The sequence below is a fragment of the Streptomyces sp. NPDC015125 genome (assembly GCF_043080045.1).
Lineage (GTDB): Bacteria > Actinomycetota > Actinomycetes > Streptomycetales > Streptomycetaceae > Streptomyces.
The window spans coordinates 120,950-136,120 of the sequence record NZ_JBIBVF010000025.1; the positions used below are offsets into that span (position 1 = coordinate 120,950).

At 68.7% G+C, this 15,171-nt stretch carries 13 protein-coding genes; 5 read left to right on the forward strand and 8 right to left on the reverse strand.

The genetic code is table 11. The features are described 5' to 3' along the window. The first annotated feature begins 6 nt into the window (after nt 1-6). Nucleotides 7-2,655: a serine protease gene (locus ACF088_RS35220; protein ID WP_392379961.1), complete on the forward strand. Its 2,649-nt coding sequence runs from the start codon at nt 7-9 to the stop codon at nt 2,653-2,655. Nucleotides 2,656-2,702: 47 nt separating this feature from the next. Here the strand turns inward: ACF088_RS35220 and ACF088_RS35225 are convergent, their stop codons facing one another. The 3 genes from ACF088_RS35225 to ACF088_RS35235 all read right to left on the reverse strand — a co-directional run bounded on the left by ACF088_RS35225 (nt 2,703) and on the right by ACF088_RS35235 (nt 4,793). Next, entirely contained in the window at nt 2,703-3,854 is a 1,152-nt protein-coding gene (locus tag ACF088_RS35225; protein ID WP_392379962.1) for a tyrosine-type recombinase/integrase, read from the reverse strand. Beyond that, on the reverse strand, nt 3,854-4,078 hold the full coding sequence (locus tag ACF088_RS35230) for an excisionase family DNA-binding protein (RefSeq protein ID WP_392379963.1): 225 nt from the start codon (nt 4,076-4,078) through the stop codon (nt 3,854-3,856). The genes ACF088_RS35225 and ACF088_RS35230 overlap by 1 nt, the downstream gene beginning before the upstream one ends. Before the next feature lie 199 nt (nt 4,079-4,277). Continuing rightward, nucleotides 4,278-4,793, reverse strand: a complete 516-nt coding sequence (locus ACF088_RS35235; protein WP_392379964.1) for a helix-turn-helix domain-containing protein — start codon at nt 4,791-4,793, stop codon at nt 4,278-4,280. Between the two features lie 364 nt (nt 4,794-5,157). Between ACF088_RS35235 and ACF088_RS35240 the strand changes: the two genes are divergently transcribed. From ACF088_RS35240 to ACF088_RS35255, 4 genes are all read left to right on the forward strand, one after another. Then, nucleotides 5,158-6,618: a DnaB-like helicase N-terminal domain-containing protein gene (locus ACF088_RS35240; RefSeq protein WP_392379966.1), complete on the forward strand. Its 1,461-nt coding sequence runs from the start codon at nt 5,158-5,160 to the stop codon at nt 6,616-6,618. A 260-nt stretch (nt 6,619-6,878) separates the two neighbouring features. Next, a complete protein-coding gene (locus ACF088_RS35245) occupies nt 6,879-7,727 on the forward strand; it encodes a DUF2637 domain-containing protein (protein WP_392379968.1) in 849 nt (282 codons plus the stop codon). A 116-nt stretch (nt 7,728-7,843) separates the two neighbouring features. After that, the gene (locus tag ACF088_RS35250; RefSeq protein ID WP_392379969.1) at nt 7,844-8,446 is read left to right on the forward strand and encodes a MobC family plasmid mobilization relaxosome protein; all 603 of its coding nucleotides are present in this window, start codon (nt 7,844-7,846) and stop codon (nt 8,444-8,446) included. Between the two features lie 4 nt (nt 8,447-8,450). After that, complete coding sequence (locus tag ACF088_RS35255) at nt 8,451-10,151, forward strand: mobilization protein (RefSeq protein ID WP_392379971.1); 1,701 nt, start codon at nt 8,451-8,453, stop codon at nt 10,149-10,151. Here the strand turns inward: ACF088_RS35255 and ACF088_RS35260 are convergent. From ACF088_RS35260 to ACF088_RS35280, 5 genes are all read right to left on the reverse strand, one after another. After that, the gene (locus tag ACF088_RS35260; protein WP_392379973.1) at nt 10,131-10,988 is read right to left on the reverse strand and encodes a hypothetical protein; all 858 of its coding nucleotides are present in this window, start codon (nt 10,986-10,988) and stop codon (nt 10,131-10,133) included. The two genes, ACF088_RS35255 and ACF088_RS35260, sit on opposite strands and share 21 nt — an antisense overlap. Before the next feature lie 6 nt (nt 10,989-10,994). Further along, complete coding sequence (locus tag ACF088_RS35265; RefSeq protein ID WP_392379974.1) at nt 10,995-12,167, reverse strand: cupin domain-containing protein; 1,173 nt, start codon at nt 12,165-12,167, stop codon at nt 10,995-10,997. Nucleotides 12,168-12,340: 173 nt separating this feature from the next. Beyond that, nucleotides 12,341-12,538, reverse strand: a complete 198-nt coding sequence (locus tag ACF088_RS35270; protein WP_392379975.1) for a hypothetical protein — start codon at nt 12,536-12,538, stop codon at nt 12,341-12,343. A 1-nt stretch (nt 12,539) separates the two neighbouring features. Then, on the reverse strand, nt 12,540-12,923 hold the full coding sequence (locus tag ACF088_RS35275; RefSeq protein WP_392379976.1) for a DUF6415 family natural product biosynthesis protein: 384 nt from the start codon (nt 12,921-12,923) through the stop codon (nt 12,540-12,542). Nucleotides 12,924-13,080: 157 nt separating this feature from the next. Next, nucleotides 13,081-14,559: a helix-turn-helix domain-containing protein gene (locus ACF088_RS35280; RefSeq protein WP_392379978.1), complete on the reverse strand. Its 1,479-nt coding sequence runs from the start codon at nt 14,557-14,559 to the stop codon at nt 13,081-13,083. Nucleotides 14,560-15,171 lie beyond the last annotated feature (612 nt).

Consider the following 15,171-nt stretch of genomic DNA (forward strand, 5'->3'; position numbering starts at 1 on the left):
GCCCGAGTGAGCGCACACCTCCGCCAGCGGGCCGTAGAAGTCAGCAATCCCCGTGACGAGACATTCGGTTCAGGAACCATCATCGCGCCTGGCCTCGTGCTCACCGCAGCCCATGTCGCATGTCGTCAGGGTCCGGACGGTCAGCCTGTGCTGGTCCGCGCCCTCGACGGAGGACCGGCAGTCAATGCGCAGGTGACTTGGCACGACCAGGGCCTCGACAGCGCCATCCTGCAAACCGATCGGCAACAACTCGGTGTGGACGTACCGATCGTGAGGTGGGGTGAACTCACCTGCGAGCATCCAGCCGAACGGCCTGTCTGCACAGCAATCGGTTTCCCCAGGGCGATGCGGCGACGTTTCCTCCGCAGGTCACGGGAGGTCATGGTCAGCGATCCCAAGGTCGTCCACGGCTACATCTACCCGACGACGGCGGCGCGGTCCCAGCGTTACGCACTCGAAGTGAGTGACGCACGTCCATCCGAGCGCACCCTGTGGCAGGGGATGTCCGGTGCCGGCATCTTCTGTGAGGGACTTTTGGTGGGCCTGGCAACTCAGGCACCCGAGAATTGGGACGCATCGCTCCTTCTGGCAACTCCCATCTCGTGGCTCCTCGCAGCCGAAGGCTTCGCCAAGTCGGTCAGCGCTGCCACTGGACTGCCAGCCCAGCTTCAGCCTGCCGATCTGCAAGCACTGCTCGACGACGCCCCTAACCCACGACTCTCTGCCTCCTACCTACTCTCGGCCCAGGCCCAGATCGTGCCCATGTCAGGGTTAGAGGAGCAGTCCGAACGCTTGGCGCAGTGGTGTCACAGCGGACGTCGGATCGACGTTGCCGCGGTCACCGGCACCGGTGGCGTCGGCAAGACCCGGCTCGCCAGCGAATTGCTGCGCCAGCTGGGCGAGCCCCAGACCGGCATCGACTCACCACGGCCCTGGGCAGGCGGGTTTCTCTCCGAAACGCCGCTGCGGACGGCGCAATACGAGGCCCTCACCACAGCGAACCGACCGTTGCTTTTGATCGTCGATTACGCCGAAACGCGCCTTGATCAAGTCGATGAGCTGCTGAACATCGTGAGTGGCAGCGGCGGCACCGCTCAGCCCATTCGGCTCCTGCTGCTGGCTCGCGACCAAGGCAGTTGGTGGCAACCGTTTCGCCGCTCGCGCCAAGGCTCTGCCGCGATGGGGGCAGGTCTCGGTGTAGAGGTGAACGACTGCATCGACTCCACCGCCCCGCAATCGGCATTTGAAGCCGCGAAGCATGCATTCGCAGAGCGCATCCGCACCTTGAAGGCTGCGGGGGTCGAGGACGACTGGGGCTCTGCGGCAATCACGCCGGCAACACCAACGCGCATTGGCCCGATCGAGAGACACTCCACCGTCCTGACACTGCACATGGCAGCCCTCGCGGAAGTGCTCACCGAGATCAATCCAGCATTCGCCGAGTACGGACACCCAGTCGACGTGCTCTTGGCCCATGAGGAACGCTACTGGAAGCGTATTGCCCGTGCTCGTGGCCTGGACGGTGTTTTCGACCGTCAGCCTGGTCTCCTGCAAACCATGGTCGCGACGCAGAGCCTGGCCGGTGCCGACGATCGCGCGAACGCACGAGCCGCCATCGTCGCGGGGCTGGGAGCCCACCACCATGGACTTCCCGCAGGCGCCGGACCAGACGCGCATCTCGTGGATGCAGTTGAGGAGATGCTTACCGTGCTCTATCCGTCCGGCAGTGGCGCACGGTGGGGATCCATCGGCCCGGATCTGCTCGCCGGAGAGGTCATCAGGGAGGCCGAGGAGGCAAGCGACCACCAATTCATTGCCTGCCTCCTCCAGCATCCGTCGCTGGCGCAGGAACAACGGCAGCAGGGGCTCACAGTTATCTCCCGAGCAGCCGATGCTCAGCCCGAACTCGCAGTGAGCGCTGCAAAGGCCGTCGCAGAGGCTCCTGACGTACTCCTCTCACTGGCAACTCACGAAGTCGCCGATCAACTCGGCAAGAGTTCTGCGCTGCAATGGATCACCGAGGTCAAGACAGCCGTGGAGGACCGGGCGCAGCAAGCTGCCACAGACCCAGATCTCTCCAAGTGGGCGATCAGCATGACCCAGCACGCATTGAACAGGCTTCGCACCAGATCAGCTGCTGCAGCTGAGCCAGTGCCTCCCGCCGGCCCCCCGGACTGGGCAGACGTCCACGCCGAGGCCCAGCAAGTTCTCTCTCTGCTGCAAGATGCTCGGTCCCGCGCAATCCAGCACGGCCTGGCGTCCAGGGACGACTCGTCTGGTTCATCCGAGTACATCGCCGACATGATCGCGCAGCTCAGTTGGATTAACGGCGCGCGTGTTGACGCAACCGTTGTAGAGGACACCTTCGGGGGCAAAGTGGAATGTCTTGCCGACAAGCCGGTGGTCATCGGCATTGCCAATGCCTGCCACTCGATTGCTGGCGTCCCCTTCGACGACGGGCACACACGCGCACTCAGCGAAGCAGTAGATCGCGTGGTCACCCTCACGAGGCGAGTCCAAGCATCACAATCGAGACCTAGCCCCTCCCCGCCTGCGGGCCGGGTCGGCAATGGTGGCAGCTACATGTCGCTCGATGACTTCCTCCGTTTGCAGGGCGATCGCTACCGCAGTGGGCCGGAAAACCCAGACGAGTAGCCCACCTACCCTCAGGGGGACGACGTGCTGTCGTCCCCCTGAAAAGATCAGGCTTTTTTGGCGATCCGCCGCTGAGACGCCGCATTGTCGCGCGCAGCTCGCACCCTCGCGTCGATCCCCCCGGCAACCTCCTGCTGTCGCTCGTCAGGAGAGTGCTGGTAGATCATCGCTGCCTTCTCCGAGGACTGGCCCGCCCGGACCATCGTGTCCTTGAGCGTCGCCCCGGCCTGGGTGGACAGCGTGTGCCCGGTGTGCCGGAGATCGTAGAAGCGGAAGTCGTCCGGCAGGCCGGCCTTCGCGCGGGCCCGGCGCCATTTGCGGCCGAACGTGGAGCGTCGGAAGGGGGCTCCCTTCTCGCCGACGAACAGCAGACCGTTGAGGTCCTTCTCGGCGAACCAGTCAAGGTGCCGCTTCACCTCGATGTAGAGGAAGGCGGGCAGGTAGATGGTGCGCACGCCCGCATCCGACTTGGTGTCGCCCTCGACGCGGCGGCCGGTGGTCAGCTCTGGTGCTGCCTCGCTGACCTTCACAGCGAGGGGCTCCAACATGACGCTGGGCCGTCGCAGCGCCGCCTGCTCCTCCGGGCGCATCGGACCGTACGCGCCGAGGTACACCATCAGACGCCACCGCGGCCCCATGGCTTCCGCGACCGCGTCGACCTGCTCGACGGTGGCCGTCGGCCGCTCCTTGGCCCTTTCGCTGCCCGCCCCCTTGATCCGGCAAGGGTTACGGCGGATCATCTCGTCGTCGACCGCCGTCTCCATGATCGCCTTCAGGAGCCGGTAGGACTTGGCAACCGTCGTCGCGCCTGTCGCCTGCAACCGCTCGGCCCGCCAGGTGCGCACACCGGGCGGCGTGATCTCGTCCAGGTCCATGGACCCGAAGACGGGCAGGATGTGCAGCCGCAGGAGCCTGCGGTACAGCTCCTCCGTCGTCGCCGAAAGGCCCCGCTCATCGACCCATTTCAGCGCGTACGCCTTGAAGTTCACGGCGCCGGCGTCGGGGTCGACCCAGTGGTTGCGCTCGATGTCGGCCTGGGTGAGGGTCAGCCAGGTCTGCGCATCGGTCTTCGTGGCGAAGGTCTCCGGGGCGGTGCGGCGGCTGCCGTCCGGTGCCCAGTAGCGAGCCTGCCACCGACCGGAGGGCAGTTGGCGAGCAGTGCCGAACTCGCGCCGCCGCTGCGGCTTGCGGCCCGCCATCAGGCCGCCTTCCGGTAGGAGGACCGCGCCTCGCGGAGGGACGGGACGGTCCTCTCCGCAATGTAGGCGTTCAGTGCGGCATCGGGGATGCGCACGTGTCGGCCGACCTTGACGTATTGGATGCGGCGCTCCTGGATGAGGCGCCGGATGAAGCGGATGCCGGTCCGGAGGCGCTCGGCGGCCTCGTCGACGGTCAGGAGGGCACCGGTATCGGGTGTGATCACCTCCCTCCCAGCACGCAGGGAGCGGGCGGAGGCATGGGGTATCGCCGGTTGGCGCAAGGGGTGAGTCCTCGTCTGGCAGGTGCGGTGCGGCAACACCGATCTGCCGGGTCGTTCTGGAGGGATGGGCGGTGAGATCTCCCAGCCACTGAGGGTTTGCGGGCTCAGGGCAGGAGGCGACCAGGGACCGATCCTGGACGGCTCAGTCGCGCTGGTCGGCGTCGGGGTGTTCGCCGGGCGGCGGGGCGTCGTAGGGCCCTATGGCGAAGTTGGCGATGGCTTCCTCGGCCATGGCGTTGGACACCATGACGTCGGCTTCCTCGCGGATGTCGGGGTGTTCGGCGAGGTAGGCGTCCAGGGCGTCACGGGCCCGCGTGAGGCTGACACCGGCCCGCTGGGTCTCCCGGAAGGCGCGGACCACGTCGTCGATCAGCTCCATGGCTCGTGCCTTTGCTGCGAGTTGCGGTGGACCGACGAGGTTCTGCAGGGAGACGCCGAGAACCTCGGCGAATCCGATCGCCTCGTCGAGGTTGATCCGGCGCTTACCGTTCTCGATCCGCCACACGGCGGACGGGTTCATCTCGTATCCGGCTTCAACCAGGCGGTCCGACAGGGCGTTGGTGCTCCACCCGCGTGTCTCGCGTTCGATCTTGAGCCGCAGGGCGACGTTCTCCTCGCCGCGGAGCAGGACCCCCTCGTCCAGCTCGTCCTCTGCCACCGCACACCTCCTTTCTGCCTTGTCTGCGCTGCGGGCTGCATCGCCCCTTAAGCGTAACATGGATTCTGCGAAACGCAGAGGGCTTCTGCAATCTGCATTCATGTGGCATGCTGGTACCCCCACCGCCCCCACATGACCGCTGGAGACCGCTCCGAACCACGAAAAAAGCCCTCGGTGCTTGCCGGCACCGAGGGCTCAAGCGCAAACCTCACCAATCGCCCATCCCTGAACGATCTGCCTGCATGGCCGGGGTTGCCGCCCCGATGGCCTGCAGTTGAGGAGCTCTGTGCCCCACAGTACGACCCCTCCGCCGCACCTGTCATCCACCGCCGGGGCAGCAGGCCCTTCACCGGTGGATACAGCCATGCAGCCGCCGCACGACATCGACGCCGAGCTGGCGGTGCTCGGTGCGTGCATGCACAGCCGCGAGGCGATCAGCGAGGTACGGCCCGTACTCGGCGACGGCGCCTTCTACCGGCCCGCCCACGAAACGATCTGGCGTGTGCTGCTCGCCCTGCACGGCGAGGACAAGCCGACCGACCCGATCGCCGTGAACGACCGCCTCGGCGAGCAGGGGGACCTCCAGCGCGTCGGCGGACCCGCATACACCCACCAGCTCGCCGGAGCATCCCCCGGCATCAGCGGCGCCGCGTACCACGCGTCAATCGTGCGCAAAAAGGCAGACCTGCGCCATCAGCTCGCCTCCGGGCTGCGCATCGTCCAGCGCGCCCAGGAGCCGGGCGCCGATCCTGATGCGATACGCAGCGAGATCGAGGCGGACGTTCGCGCCGAGCGCGAGCGTGCGCTCGCCTCCGGCCAAGGACGCCTGTCCCGCCACCTCGTAAACGGCTATCGGTTCGTCACCGAGACCGGTGCGGAGACGGAGCCGTTGTGGGGAACCCCCGAGAAGACCGCATGGGCTTCTGGGGAGAGCCTGATGATCGTCGGACCGCCAGGCGTCGGCAAGACCACCCTGGCGCACCAGGTGATCCTCGCCCGCCTCGGCCTCCAGGGCACCGTCCTGAACATGCCGGTCGCCCCCAGCAATCGGGTGCTGTACCTGGCCATGGACCGCCCCAAGCAGATCGCCCGCGCCATGGCCCGTCGCATCGACCCCACCGCCGACGAATCGATCCTGCGGGACCGGCTCGCCGTCTGGCAGGGCCCGCTGCCCGCCACTCTCGACAAGGAGCCCGACCTCCTCGCCGACCTCGCCGCCGCGCACCAGGCCGACACCATCGTGATCGACAGCCTCAAGGACGCGGTCAGCACCCTGGTCGACGACGCCCTCGCGGTCGCCTTCCACAACGCCCGCAGCCGTGCTCTGCGCAACGGCGTCGAAATCATGGAGCTGCACCACCAGCGCAAGGCGGCAGCCGACGCCCCACGGGGCCAACGGCCCAGCCTCGACCGGGTGTACGGCTCCACCTGGCTCACCTCAGGTGCCGGCAGCGTCCTGTTCATCGCCGGGGAGGCAGGAGACCCGGCCGTGACCGTCCACCATCTCAAGACGGTCACCGGCGAGATCGGCCCGCTCCAGGTCATCCACGACCACGTGCGCGGCACCACGACCGTCGACCCCGCCCTGGACCCCTCCGGGCTCCTCCGGGCCCACCCCGGCGGCCTGACCACACGCGACCTGGCCACCATCCTCAGCGGCGAGCCAACGCCCAGCCGTGGCGCCGTCGAGAAGGCCCGACGCGACCTGGAGCGGCTGGTCAAGACCGGACAGGCCACCAAGGCCGAGGGCGTGGCCGGAGGCAGCGGAGGCGGGCAGCAGGCCCGCTACTACACCGCGGTCCGCCACATCAACGCCGTCTCCTGAGCCCACCGCACCGGCGCTCGGACCGTTCACGCGACCGTACACGCGCCCCCTGCGCGAACGTGCCCTCACGAGGCCCTCGCACCGTTCACGCTCGCGACAAAACCCCAGTTCAGGCGATCACGCGACCGTACACGCCGTACACGCGACAGAGCGTTCACGCGCGAGCCCCCCTTTAGAAGGGGGCTCGCGTGTACGCCCCCCTCGTGAACGCCGTGAACGCCCAACCTCTCCAGCCCGCACCACCCTGGAGCACCACCCACATGCCTTCCACTCCGGCCCCCCTGCCGGGTACCGCCACCATCCGCTTCGGCATCGCGCTGCTCGGCGCGATCGGCTTCGCGCTCTCCTACGACGCACTGCGTCAGATGGCCCTGGCCATCCACATCCGCGGGCCGCTCACCTATGCCTTCCCTCTTGTGATCGACGGGTTCATCGCCATCGGCATCTGCGCCCTGATCATCCTGCGCACCGCCCCGCTGCGCTCCCGCCTGTACGTGTGGGCGCTGGTCGGCACCGCCACCGTCACCAGCATCTGGGCCAACGCCCTGCACGCCATCCACCTCAACCACCGCACCCGCCTCCACCTCGACGACGTCACCGTCGGCGCACTCTCCGCCATCGCCCCGCTCGCCCTCGCCGGAGCCGTCCACCTCTACCTCGTCATACGCCGCCACCTCGCCACTCACCGCCCGCAGGAGGACTCGGCCACACACCGCCACATGGCCCCCGCCGGCCAACCCAGCCGAGCCGACACCCCTCTTCAATACGCCCACTCCGAAGGCAAGATCGGCCACCGAGCGGTCGCACCGGAAACCCCGGTCGACGAAGTGGCGGAGGACAGCACCGATCACGTGGCGGAAGACGCCGCCCTTGTGGCGGAGGCCCCCGCGTCGCCCGCCAAGCCCAGGGGCCGACAGCCCAGCGCCACGATGAGCGATCTTCTCGACATCGGCCGGACCGCGCCCCTGGGACGCAATGGCCGCGTCTCGCGCCGCCACATCGAAGCGGCCATCCGAGCCAAGGGCCTGCCCATCGGCAAGGACCGATTGAACGAGGTCAAGGACGCTCTGCAAGCCGAGTTCGACCGTGCGCCCGCTCGCGCCGCCTGATTCCCCCAGCTGGCGCTCGTACTGAGCGCCGGGCCGCTCGCTCGTCCTCGCTCGCGCAGGCATGTGTCCAGCGAAACGAGCCGCCGCCAGACCGCCAACACCCCGGAGAACCATCCATGCACGACAAGCACCAGGACGCCCGTATCGACCAGGAGGAGAGCCCCACCACCGCCACAGACGCAGCAAGTTGTCGGGTAAGGAGTCCTTACCCGGCCTCCGCCCCAGGGGAGGCGGAGGTATCGGGCGCCAAGGGGGCGCCGGAGTCGGCCGGCTCAGGGGAGCCGACCGAGGGAGGGGTCAGTCAGTCCTCGCCGAGCGCACCGCAGACACCTGCCCCTAGTCGTCGTCTGCGAGAGCCGCAGCTGCGTGAGAAGCGTGTGCACCCCCGCTACAACGACGACGAGTTCGACCTCCTCCAGGAAGCCGCTGGCCTGAGCCATATGGCGCTCGGTGGCTACGTAGCCGAGTCGTCGCTCGCCGCTGCCCGCTCCGACGATCCCACCGCAGCCGTCGCCGACTACCGCGCCGCGGTCAAGGCACTGATGAGCGCCAACGGACAGCTCGGCAAAATCGGCAGCAACCTCAACCAGCTCACCCGGCACCTCAACGAGGACGGGGCCTGGCCCCACCACGACCTCGTCCAGCGACTCCTGGAACGCATCGAGGCATCCATCGCCCGGCTGGACACCGCCATCGACCGCGTGACCACGGGCCGGTGATCCGGTGATACCCAAGATCATCCTCGGCAAGGGCCCACACGCCACACGCCGCACGATCGGCTACCTCTTCGGCAAGGGCCGGGCCAACGAGCACACCGACCCCCACCTGGTGGCCTCCTGGAACGGATTCGCCCCCGACCCCGGCCGCAGCCCGCACCGCAACCCCAAAGACGTGGCGGACCAACTCGCCAATCAGCTCGACCAGCCCATACGGATGCTCGGTGACAAGGCCCCGAAGTTCACCGTGTGGCACTGCCCCGTTCGTGCCGCGCCCGAGGACCCGATCCTGACCGACGAGCAGTGGGCGGATGTGGCGCGCCGGATCGTGGCCGCCGCCGGCATCGCGCCCGACGGAGATGAGGGGGCGTGCCGGTGGGTGGCGGTGCGCCACGCGGACGACCACATTCATATCGCCGCCACATTGGTGCGCCAGGACGGCCGGCGCCCGCGCCGCGACTACGACCAACGCGCTGTCCAGAAGGAGGCCCGCAAGATCGAAGGGGACTACGGGCTCAGGCGGCTCAAGCCCGGCGACGGCACCGCTGCCAAGCGCCCGACCAGCAAGGAGCACTTCAAGGCCAAGCGCCAGGGCCAAGACGCCCCGGCACGCGAGGTCCTGCGCCTGCGGGTACGCCGCGCGGTGGCAGCCGCGTCCAGCGAGGCCGAGTTCTTCGCGTTGCTGGACGCGATGGGCGTGACCGTGCGGCCGAAGACCGGGCCCTCCGGCGACGTCCTCGGCTACAGCGTCGCCCTGCCCGGCGACGTCAACAAGGACTGCGAGCCGGTGTGGTTCTCCGGCTCCACTCTCGCCGGTGATCTCTCCCTGCCCAAGGTCCGCCAACGCCTCGCCGACGCCGCCCCCGAGCCGATCGCTGTGCGGCCGGGCGATCCGTGGCACCAGGCCACAGCCGCCACCGAACGCATCCCCAGCCACCTCACCTTCGGCGATGACCACGTGGCCCAGGGGCAGCTGGTCGCGCTCGGCGTGGCCCTGGACCTTCTGCCGGTCACCGCACCGTCTGCGGCGAAGGCCGAACTGCAGCAGGCCGCAGCCGCCTTCGAGCGTGCCACCCGCTCCCGCATCACCGCCGACCGCGATAGCGCACGCGTCCTGCGCCGCAGCGTCCAAGCCATCTGGCGTGATCCCGGTACGGCGGGCGACGGTTCGGGGGCGGCGATGCTGTTGGACTCCGCGCTCACAGCGGTGGCCTTCGCGATGCACTGGCACCGCAGGCATCAGCACGCTCAGCAGGAGGCGGCAGCCCAGCAGGCCCTCGTCCACCTTCAGGCCGCATACGGACCGGTCACCGAACCCGTACTCGGCAACCTCGCCCGCCGCGCTCCCGGCCAGCAGACCAAGCACCGCTACGCCCACCACCTCCGGCAGGCCATCCCCGAGCACGCCGAGCGCATCGTGCAGGACCGGGCCTGGGACGCACTCACCACCGTGCTTGCCGAAGCAGAGGCGAGTGGCCACAACGCGGCCACGGTCCTCGATCAGGCGCTCAGCCAGCGTTCCCTGGACGACGCCCGTCACCCCGCCCGCGCGCTGACCTGGCGCATTCAGCGCCTCGGCCAGCGCCACGCCCCTGGCCCTCGGGCGCAGGCCGCCATGGCCCGCAGCACCGCGCTACAGCCCACCGCGTCGGCCTCCACAGCAGCAGCTCTCCCTACCTCGCAGCGCTCACCGGCCCGACGGCGCTGATCCGGGCCGTGAGTCCTTCAGCCGACCGAGGTGGTGCCGTACGCCGTCAGCGAGTTCGGCGTAGAACGGCACGCGTGCGGCTGCCTGGAGGATTTCCGTGCAGGCGGTCAGTTCGCCGATCCGGCCGGCCGGGGTGTCCAGTACGTGGGCGAATTCCTTGCGGATGCGTTCGGCGACGTCCGGCGCCGGCAGGGAGTGCAGGTAGAGGGTCGCGGCGTCGTAGCCGAGGGGCGCCGTGCCCCAGCCCTCCCAGTCCAGGAGGGTCAGGGCAGGGCCGGTGAGGTTGGCCCAGTGGAGGTCGCCGTGGGCCGTGGTCCAGGTGATCTCGCCAGGGGTGGCGCCGGTGAACTCCGGTACGCGACGGCGGATGTACTGCTCGCGCACCGCCTGGCGGTCCGTACCGACGAGCGCGATGTCCGTCAGGGTCCGGTGGAGGTCCTGCCACCAGGTGTCCGGGAGGTCTGCGGGGTGGTGGAGTACCGGGCTCTTGGCCACCGGCGGACTCGTGACGAATTCGTAGTGCTCGGCCCGGTAGTCCCAGCCGTCGGCCGACCAGTCGCGCAAACCGAGCAGCCGGGGCCGGGGAACTGCGGGTGGCATGGACTGTTCCGCCTCCCGGGGGCCTTCCCACAGCTTCCCGCCGCTCTTCCCCTGGGGATCGCTTACCAGTCGCAGCCATGCGACACCCGTGGGCGTGTGGACGGCCCCGGACAGCGTCCTGCCCGCGTATCCCCATACTTCTCCGCCCGTCGTCTCGACGAGGCCCATCAGGGCACAGGCGTGGCCTCGGGCGGAGAGCATGCGGTCCCTGACGGCAGGTTCAGGGGCGGTGAACATCGTCGGCTACCTTCTCCGGCTGACGGCGGCGACACCGGCCTCGACCAGCTCAGAGATAAGGGCTGCGGCGTGGCCGACGGGGAGCCCGGAGCTTACCGACAGTTCGCCCAGGGTTGCGGCGGTTCCGTTAAGAAGGAGCTTGATCACGGCGAGGACCGGCCTGCTGAACGTCCACTCCTGGCCGCCGGCGCTGAATACGACGTGGCCGATCTCGTCCACGCCATACCAGGCTCCGGCGGCGGTGAGCCGGACGCACAGATTTCCGTCCGCGGGGATGCCGTCCACGAACGGCAGGGACGGCATCGGCCGGCCAGGGTCCGTGCTGCCCCGTGCGTTGATGAACTCCTCGATCACCCCTTCGTGCAGGGCGTCGGCGAACTCCTTGCGCAGGGCTTGGAGATACGTGGTCCGTTCGTCCGCCGAGGCAAAGTACGGCAGGTTCGCGCGAACGGTGTTCGAGACCCGCAGCTGGTCCGAGAGCCACGACAGGAGGTCCGCTCCGGTGGTGGGCTTGAGGCCGCAGGTCAGGTGGAGGGACCGGCCCTCGGTGGCGGCGACGGCGTGCCACCACCCCCGGGGCAGATAGAGCATGTCGCCGGTCTGGAGCACAACCTCTGCGACCGGGGCCCCGGTTGGTGGCTCGGGTACCTCGGTGTCGACGCGCAGCGGGTCGACCCGGGTGGCACCGTAAAGCTTCCACCGCTTGGCGCCTTCGAGCTGGACGACCACCACATCGTGGTCGTCCCAGTGGACTCCGAAGCCTTCCTTCGGAGTCCATGAGGCGTAGAGGTTGACCTGCACGTCGGTGCGGAAGTGCCGCTCCAGTGCGGTCGCGAGGTCTTCCACGCCGGGGTGCAATGCGTCCACGGCGTCCAGGACGAGCGAGGCACCGTCCTTCAGCTGGTGGTGCAGGCTGGCCGGCTCGATCCGGTGCCAGACCGTGTGGCGCTTGGACACCACGGGATGGGCGTAGCTGTGTTGTGGGATCTGGCTGCCGTCGTTGAAGAGCCGCAGCCGTGGGGGTTCGAGGCGGTGCCGGGCGATGATCTGGTTGAGGTCGTCCCAGGTGAACAGGTCCGAGAAATCGCCGACGCGCGGCCAGAGGCGATAGGTGCGGCCGAACGCCTCGGCGGGGAAGTCCCCGCCGAGGCTCCGGACCGCCGAGGAGATGGCGGTCATCTACGGCTCCGATCAGTCGTTGCCGTCGCCCTTGCCGGTGCCGCCACCGTCGCTCAGCCGGTCCTGGCTGCGGGCGGCCTGCACGGAACGCTTCGAGACGATCAGGTCGTTCATCGCATGTTCCTTTCTCTCCGGTTCTCCCACCGGGGTTCCGGCGGGAAATCTGTGGGCGCCTAGACGGGCGGCGCCGGGTCGGTGTCGGGTGCGGAGACCGGGGCTGTCAGGGTGTGGTCCGCGTCCTGCTGCACGGTCAGGGCCAGGAGCGTGAGGGTGGCCGACGCACCCAGCAGCCACAGACGCCCCAGCCAGATGTCCAGTCGCGGCTCACCGCTGCGGTGGCGGCCCCTGGTTCCGTGCTCGGGCCGCGTCACCTCACGCCCCCTGTTCGTGGTGGATCTGGCGGAGCAGCTGCTGAACGGACCGGGCCAGCGACTGAAGGCGACGGGCGGCCGACACCAGCCCATCGCCAGGCCCGGACCGCAGCTGAATCTGGGCGTTGTCGATCTGGGCGTGTTCCCGGTACCAGGCGACCTCGCCCGGCCGGTGGTCTTGGACGTGCTCCTTGGCCTGTTCGACCAGCGGGCCGAGATGTCCCTTGAGGGTGTCGATCAGCCGGAGGACTTCGTCATATCGGGGAAGGACAATGGTGGAGCGCAGAGCTGCGGCGATGTCCGCCTGGATCTGGTCGATGCCGTCGGTGCCCGACGGGCGCAACTGACCCGGCAGCGGCTGTTGATCGGCACGGGTGGCATCCATGGTGCAACTCCTCGAAGACGGTGGTGGTCGTCACCGCCGCCAGGGGCGAGGAGAGGCCGGCCGTACGCGGCCCTTGGCGGCTGAGTACGAGTCAACCGCCGGAGCAACAGGCAGATCCGCAACCGGGTTGCGAGGTAGTAATCCCTTTGCGGGTGAGTCAGTTGACGGCCACGCCCGCGCGGGAGGCGAACGCCCGGACGCCCGGGAGGGTCCGGTCATGCCGAAGCAGACCGCTGGCCAGGTTCTTGACCGACCCGCGCCGGATCTCCTGCGGTGCGGCCCGTTCGGCCGCCAGCAGAGCTCGGTAGCACTGCTCGGGCTTGCCCCACTGGTCGAAGCACCGGGCCACGTCAGTGAAGAACCGCCCCTGCCGCTCGGCGGTCGGCAGGGCTGCGGGGTTGATGGTCTTGGCCAGGTCGATCGCCTGCCCGGCGTCACCGAGCAGGTAGTGGACGGAAAGCTGGTGCAGCAGCACTTGCTGGGTACCTGTGTCCGTGCGGGCCTCGGGACTCGTCCGGCCGATTTCGGCGGCTTCGGCTGCCTCGCCGATCAGCCCGTGCGCGGTGGGCCGATCACCCAACTTGGCCGCCGTGTACGCGGCAGTGGCCAGAAGCGAGACACTCGCGGACAGCCGCGCGGTCTCGGGGGTGCCGCGATCCCCCCGCACGTCCTGCGCTGCCTTGACGGCGATATCAGTGGCGCGTGCGAGGTGACCTTGGCGGCGCCATGCACTGGACACCATCCGGTGCGCCTCGGCGATCGTCAGGGCATCGCCGCCGATTCGCGCGGAGGTCAGCGCGCGGTCCGCAGTGATCGCCACAAGCCCGTCCTCGCCGAGCTTGATACACAGCCGAGTGGCGATGTTGTAGAGGTCGGCGACGGCGGTGGCCGACAGCTCCGCCGGTTCCAGGCCCTGAGCTTGCGCGATCCTGCCGGGCAGGTTCCGGGCCAGCGTGTCGTACCGGGCGGCTCGGAATTCCTCTCGGGACGCCTTCACTTCGGCAGCGACGCCGGCCGGGGACACCTCACCGCGCTTCGGCACGGTGGCAGTGCCGTAGAGCAGGTGATCTTCCAGGGGCGCGAGGGTGCTGGCCTCGGCTGGAGAGGCACCGGCCAGGGGGATGGTGAAGACCACCGCCGCAGCGGCCAGAAGTTCGCGGCGTCGCACGGGGTCGTCCCCCTCCTCTGGACCAAGATTGCGATCAACCCTAGCCGAGGTGGGCCGACGCCGGGTCGATGTCGACGCTGGCCCGGACGGCGCGACAGCGAGAAGCTCGGCCAGGGGGATACCCAAGGCATCAGAGATCTGACGCAGTGCGTCCAGACCGTTGACCGGGATGACATCCCGCTCGACCTGAGACACCCAACTCTCCGACCGGTCGATCATCGCAGCCAGGTCCCGCTGCGGCCATCCCTTGCGCCTGCGCGCCTTGGCGATCGTCTTACCGAGTGTCAGTTCGCTCCCTGCCACTGGGCACGCCCCCGAAGTCCCGTATCCGCATCGAGTGAGCATGCAACGGTACTGGTGGACGAGGCTCGACAGTAGGGGCAAGACAGCCAGACCAGAGCGTCCCGGCTGACTTTCACCCTCCTCAGTGAGGGAAAGCGAGCGCGTCGCGCCGATCAGGGCGGACACGACCGACGCTGCGCTCCGGGCCCGGGCACATCCGCAGGCCCCTCGGGTGAGGGGCCGCACTTCCCTACGCCAGCCGTGCGCCCACACGACTCCTGCCGAGGTCCCGACGGACGGTTCGGTGGCGCGCGAAGCAGACGATTCTTGTGCCACCGCCCAGGGCCGTCGACGAGAATTCACGAGATGTGGCCTCGAATTCGCATGCCGACCGGGAGGCCAGATCCGTTACGAAAGCCCGATGGCCCTCCGAAAAGTTGGCGGATCGGCCAGGTGAGTGCCGTGTGCCAACCTCAAAAAACCACGACACGGCGCGCCCGCTCGCCCTGGTGTGCCGAGGCCATCAGAACGCCGACCCAGGCCAGCCAACACGGGATGCCGAAGGACCGTTCCTTGAGGGAACAGGACAGCCGTTCCTCCAAGGAACAGACGGCTCGTTCCCTCGGGGAACGGCTGGGGGCGCTGCTCAGTCGCCGCTGCCAGTCTCGATGCTCTGTCGCGGTCCCCAGGGCCTGTCCGACGGGTCGCACGACCATCGCGCCGGTCTCTCGTTCTGCTTGGTGTGGGTCGGGGTGCGCAGGTGCGCTGCGGACGGCCCGTGGGACCAAAGGGCTGGAA